This window comes from Hyunsoonleella rubra (assembly GCF_042684665.1).
Taxonomy (GTDB): Bacteria; Bacteroidota; Bacteroidia; order Flavobacteriales; family Flavobacteriaceae; genus Jejuia; species Jejuia rubra.
On record NZ_JBHULY010000021.1, the window covers coordinates 1 to 4,941 of the forward strand.

Annotated in this window: 6 protein-coding genes; all 6 read right to left on the reverse strand. The window is 33.7% G+C overall.

Going from position 1 to position 4,941, the window contains the following annotated elements:
• Positions 1-244: 244 nt before the first annotated feature.
• A complete protein-coding gene (locus ACFSR8_RS10405) occupies positions 245-1,609 on the reverse strand; it encodes a DUF3570 domain-containing protein (protein WP_380291747.1) in 1,365 nt (454 codons plus the stop codon).
• On the reverse strand, positions 1,572-1,784 hold the full coding sequence (locus ACFSR8_RS10410; protein ID WP_380291749.1) for a DUF4266 domain-containing protein: 213 nt from the start codon (positions 1,782-1,784) through the stop codon (positions 1,572-1,574). Before ACFSR8_RS10410 ends, ACFSR8_RS10405 begins: the two co-directional genes overlap by 38 nt.
• A complete protein-coding gene (locus ACFSR8_RS10415) occupies positions 1,781-2,722 on the reverse strand; it encodes an FAD:protein FMN transferase (protein WP_380291751.1) in 942 nt (313 codons plus the stop codon). Before ACFSR8_RS10415 ends, ACFSR8_RS10410 begins: the two co-directional genes overlap by 4 nt.
• Positions 2,723-2,762: 40 nt before the next feature.
• A complete protein-coding gene (locus ACFSR8_RS10420; RefSeq protein WP_380291753.1) occupies positions 2,763-3,203 on the reverse strand; it encodes a thioredoxin family protein in 441 nt (146 codons plus the stop codon).
• A 291-nt stretch (positions 3,204-3,494) separates the two neighbouring features.
• The gene (locus tag ACFSR8_RS10425) at positions 3,495-4,388 is read right to left on the reverse strand and encodes an IS3 family transposase (protein WP_380291757.1); all 894 of its coding nucleotides are present in this window, start codon (positions 4,386-4,388) and stop codon (positions 3,495-3,497) included.
• Positions 4,346-4,717 (reverse strand): transposase, encoded by a 372-nt coding sequence (locus ACFSR8_RS10430; protein WP_380291755.1) that lies wholly within the window; start codon positions 4,715-4,717, stop codon positions 4,346-4,348. The genes ACFSR8_RS10425 and ACFSR8_RS10430 overlap by 43 nt, the downstream gene beginning before the upstream one ends.
• Positions 4,718-4,941 lie beyond the last annotated feature (224 nt).

The following is a 4,941-nucleotide window of genomic DNA, read 5'->3' on the forward strand; positions in this document are numbered from 1 at the left end:
TCCTTAAAACGAGTCTGTTGCAGAAATTATGGGTTTTTATGGCGGCTTGCGCAACGGTTACCGGTGTTGTGCATAGTGCTTTTCACGTTCAGCTTGGTTTTCCGATGTTTGTTATTTAGTTCAAATGTGTGCGATGGCGAGACATACTCTTTTGCAATTTTTGGTGTAGCTTTGGCTGATGCGAATTGCGAATGTGTATGGCTTTTTAGCGTTGGCTTAAAATAAACAAAGCACCAATATTCGATTAATCCATTACAAACTTAAATCCTGCTGTAATAATACTAGAACTAAAAGAGGTATCTCTATCGTACTGATAAAATTTTAAGTCAATACTTTTTAGACCTAGTCTCCAAATATGTGCCTTTGCGAAAATATCTGTATATGACACTCCAAATCCAATTTGGTTAGCAGAATATTCGGAAAGGTCATAATCAGAAGTATAAAACTCATCTGTAGATAAAGCACTCTCATAAGGGCTAAAATAATCGGCTGCTGTTTGGTTATAAAATCTATAAGATGGATACAAAGTAAACTTATCAATTATTTTAATTGGCACTTCAATACTTGCAGTATGTGAAGATATGCCCCAATCATCAAAATAATAGCGATAGAATGTTCTTACTGTAAATGTTTCATTTAAATACCAATTTAAACGTCCACCAATAGCTACTTTAAATCTTGAATCTGGCAAACGCTCAACTGCATCTGCAAGTTGAAAATTATCTATAAATGAATCTGCTACATCACTAAAATACACTCTTTGAAATGGTGTAGATAATAAACCTTGTTGTTGCACAAAATCTAATGCTAACGAACCTTGGACATTCTTGTGAAGAATTTGAGAGAATCCGAAACCTAATGAATAAGAATAACGTCCTTCATCTTTAAATTCACTAAATCTAGGATTGTAATTTGTGTTGCCTGTAATTGTGTTTTGCGTAAACAAACTATTGTTTAAACCATTACCGTTCTCTCCAAATGGTCTTAATTCTGTTGGGTAAATGGCATTCCAAGTATCGATGTAAACATTTACATTTACACTTAATTCTGTGTTCTTTTCGTTAAATAATTTTGTGTAGCTACCTCCAACACCCGCTGAAAAATAATCGTATTCTGAAGAAATAGATATTTTTGCAGACCAAATATCATTTCTGTCGTCAGAGCTATGACTATAACTTCCTGTTACATTTGCCCAGAGGTCGCTACTTGATGCACCAGAAGATGCTTGAAATGGGTCTGCTGGTCCATCATCAAAAGGTCCCACATTACTTGAAGATGCTGATGTGTATGCAGAAACCCCTGCATCAATTGTTAATATGTCATCATCATTTAAAGGTATTGAAACCACAAAAGTTCCTGTAATATCTGTTAATTCTTCAGTACCTATACCGCCACTTACCGCAGCATTATCACCATCTTGAGAATAATAACTTGTTAGAAAATCTACTTCGGTATTTTCTAACACACGTTTTTTATATACTTTGGTTGAGTTTTGTGTTGTTTGCGAATATGATCTAGCAAAAGCAAATACGCAGAATATCAAAATTAGATTTTTCAAATTTCTTGTTTTATTAGTTACAACCACAGCCTCCACCAGTTTTCCCTCCATTTGCCCCTACAGCTGCTTCACGATATGAATGCATAGTGGAAACATTTCGGTCACATTTCTTTTCTGCTAATGCCATATCTGGGTCATTTAAATTTACTTTTTCGTATTCTTTAACAACAACACAACTACTAAAGCAAATAGTAATTAATGCACCGCATATAAATTTTTTGATCATAATTTATCTATTTCTATATTCTTTGATTTTGAAATATTTCCTTTATCATCTATGATAATACATTCTATTTTTGGTAATTGATTAATGCGGTCTAAACCAGCTTCTTTTCCCATAACAAATACTGAAGTTGCTAGTGCATCTGCCAATTCTGCTTTAGGTGCAAAAACGGTTACACTTATTATTCCAGTAGATGGGTATCCCGTTCTTGGGTCAATAATATGTGTGTATCGCTTGCCATTAAAGTTTACATATTTTTCATAATTTCCAGAAGTAACTACAGCTCCATTTGTAATAGGTAGTAATGCAAAGACTTTGTTTTTATCCATTGGGTTTGTAATTGCAACTTTCCATTCATTTCCATTTGGTTGTTTTCCCCAAGTATTCATATCTCCAGAAGCATTAATAATTCCAGAAGGTACACCTTTTGAAATAAGAAGGGTTTTTGCTTTATCGGCTGCATAACCTTTTCCAATAGCACCAAAACCTATTTTCATTCCTTTAAATTTAAGAAACACAGTACTATTTTTTTTGTTTAAAATAATGTTTTGATATCCAACTTTTTCTACAGAAGCAACAATTTCTTCTTTTGAAGGCATTTTGGTCATACTTCCGTCAAACTTCCAAATTTTATCCATTGAAGCATAGCTAATGTCAAAAGCACCATCAGTCAATTTTGAAATGCCTATTGCTCTTTCAATTAAATCAAACAATTCTTTGTCAACTTTCACAGGTTTGATTCCTGCATTGCGATTAATTTCAGATGTTTGAGAATTGTCATCCCAGGATGAAATTAATTTTTCAATTCTTGTTATTTCTGCGACAGCAGTATCAATATATTTGTTTGCTTGAATAGAATCTTTTGCTACGACAGTAATATCAAATCGGCTACCCATTAATTTGAGTGTTCTCTTATAAGGTTGTTGAGCTGTACAACCCATTATTGAAAACAAAAACAGTAAAGTGATTAGATGTTTCAAATTACTTTGTAAAAGCGTTTAATTCTTTAATATAATTTTCTGGTGTAGTTTTTTTGTAGCTACTTTCTCCTAATACTTTGCCATTAGAATCAAGTACTACAACAAAAGGAAAAAATCCTTGTTTATTGTATTTTTCAGCAAGTAATGCATTCGATTTTGTTTGTTTTTCTGACAATATATTTTTCTTTTTTCTAGGAAAATCTGCCTTTAACATAACATAATTTTCTTTTGCATACTCTTTAAAAGTGTCTGTACTCCAAATTTCTCTGTCAAGTTTAATACAAGGTGCACACCAATCTGAACCTTGAAATACTAATATTATGGGTTTACTTTCTTTGGAGGCAATTTCTTTTGCAACGTTAATATCTGTTTGCCATTCTTGAGCCATTGTTGTGCTTACGCTTACAACCATTACTAATAATGCCACAATTATTTTTTTCATTTTTACTTTTATTTTATATTCATAAGTATGTAGTCAATAATTTGACCAATAACTATTAACGAATGTATTCTTTTTTTGTTATTTTCAACAGCTCATTTTTTCAGTTGAATATTAGAGTTAATTCGAGCGTTGGCAAAAAAACAGCTCTTTTATTTTTTTAAGCGTTGGCATTTTGTGGCTGGAAAAAATAAATGTGCTGTTTGTGCGTTGGCGTTTTTAGTTCAAATGTTCAATTTTAGCACGATTTTCGCATGTCACGTCCTGAAATATGGCTACAGGTTAAAAATTGATTTACGCTGTTTTTAAATATACCATATTCGGTGTTTTATAGTTTAAAGATAAATGTAATCTTACTTCATTGTATAGATTAATTGCATTTTTTGTTGCACGCTTTGCGTGGGTTGGGCTATCAAAGGTCTGGTCGAGATAGAACTCGTCTTTTAAAATTCCGTTTACACGTTCAGCCATTGCATTTTCATAGCAGTGGTTTTCTTCGGTCATACTGATTCCGATGTTGTTTCGCTTTAAAATCTGTGTGTAAACATTGCTACAGTACTGAATTCCCCTGTCGGAATGGTGAATAAGACCAGTAGTGTCACCGGCCTGATATAAAGCTTTGTTTAAAGCTCTTTCACAGCCTTTTAGTTCTAGGCTATTGCTGATGTCATAGCCGACTATTTTACGGCTGTGCATATCTGTAATGAGTGCCAGATAGCAAAATCCCTTTATGGTTCTTATGTAAGTTATATCACTGACCCAAACTTGGTTAGGTCTGGTAACATCAACATCTTTAATGATGTTCCTGTACTTATAGAACCTGTGCAACGAGTTGGTTGTTCTTGAGCTGTATTTCTTTCTATGTATCAACATATTGTGTTTTCTTAAGATGTTAAATAAGGTGTCTCTACCCACTTTAATGTTGGCTTTAGCAAACTGATCATCTAATGATTTAATAAGTTTGCGCACCCCTTCCCTGGGAAGGGATCTGCGTCTTTTGTGTACGATTTCAAGAATCTGTTGTTCTATCTTCAAACGTTTGTCAGCTCTGCCTTTATGCTTATAGTAGGCATCACGTTTAAGTCCAAAACACTTGCAAACAGTAGTCAAAGACGCACACCCTTTGGTTCTTTCCTTGGTTATTGCTAAGGTTCTATACTTAGCTTTTTTTTTAGTTCTGCCACGGATTTATAGCCTAAATCTTGAGCAGCTACTTCTAGATAGGATTCCAGTACCATGGCATCCAGATCTTTTTTCAACAAGAGTTTTTTAAGTTGTTCAATCTCTTTTTGAAGTTGTTTAATACGTGTAATCTCGTCTTTGGTCTTCACGGTTACTCTGGTGTTCATTAAGTCCTTTCGGTTGTACTTCCTGATCCATTCATTAATGGTGGTAGGTGCAATACCGTAGGCTTTACCTAGTTGATATTTGTTTAGTTTTCCGGTGGTAAGTTCGTCTAAAATTTTCAGTTTGAAAGGTTCTGAATACCGTCTGATTACTTTGTCGTTTTTGTACATAATGTTTAAAATTATGTAGCCTTTATTCAGGACGGGTCAGCATTATGCACAACGTTTATGTATATGGAAAGTAGCGGATTTTAAGCGCTAACTTTTCAGCTTATAACTGACCTTTGTTTTATTATTTGTCTTTCGTTTAAGCACTTAAACCGCTATTTTTTATAGCATCGATGAAAAAGCAGTAAGTCGAGTATCTTTAAAGTTCACCAAAACAATAAGATATG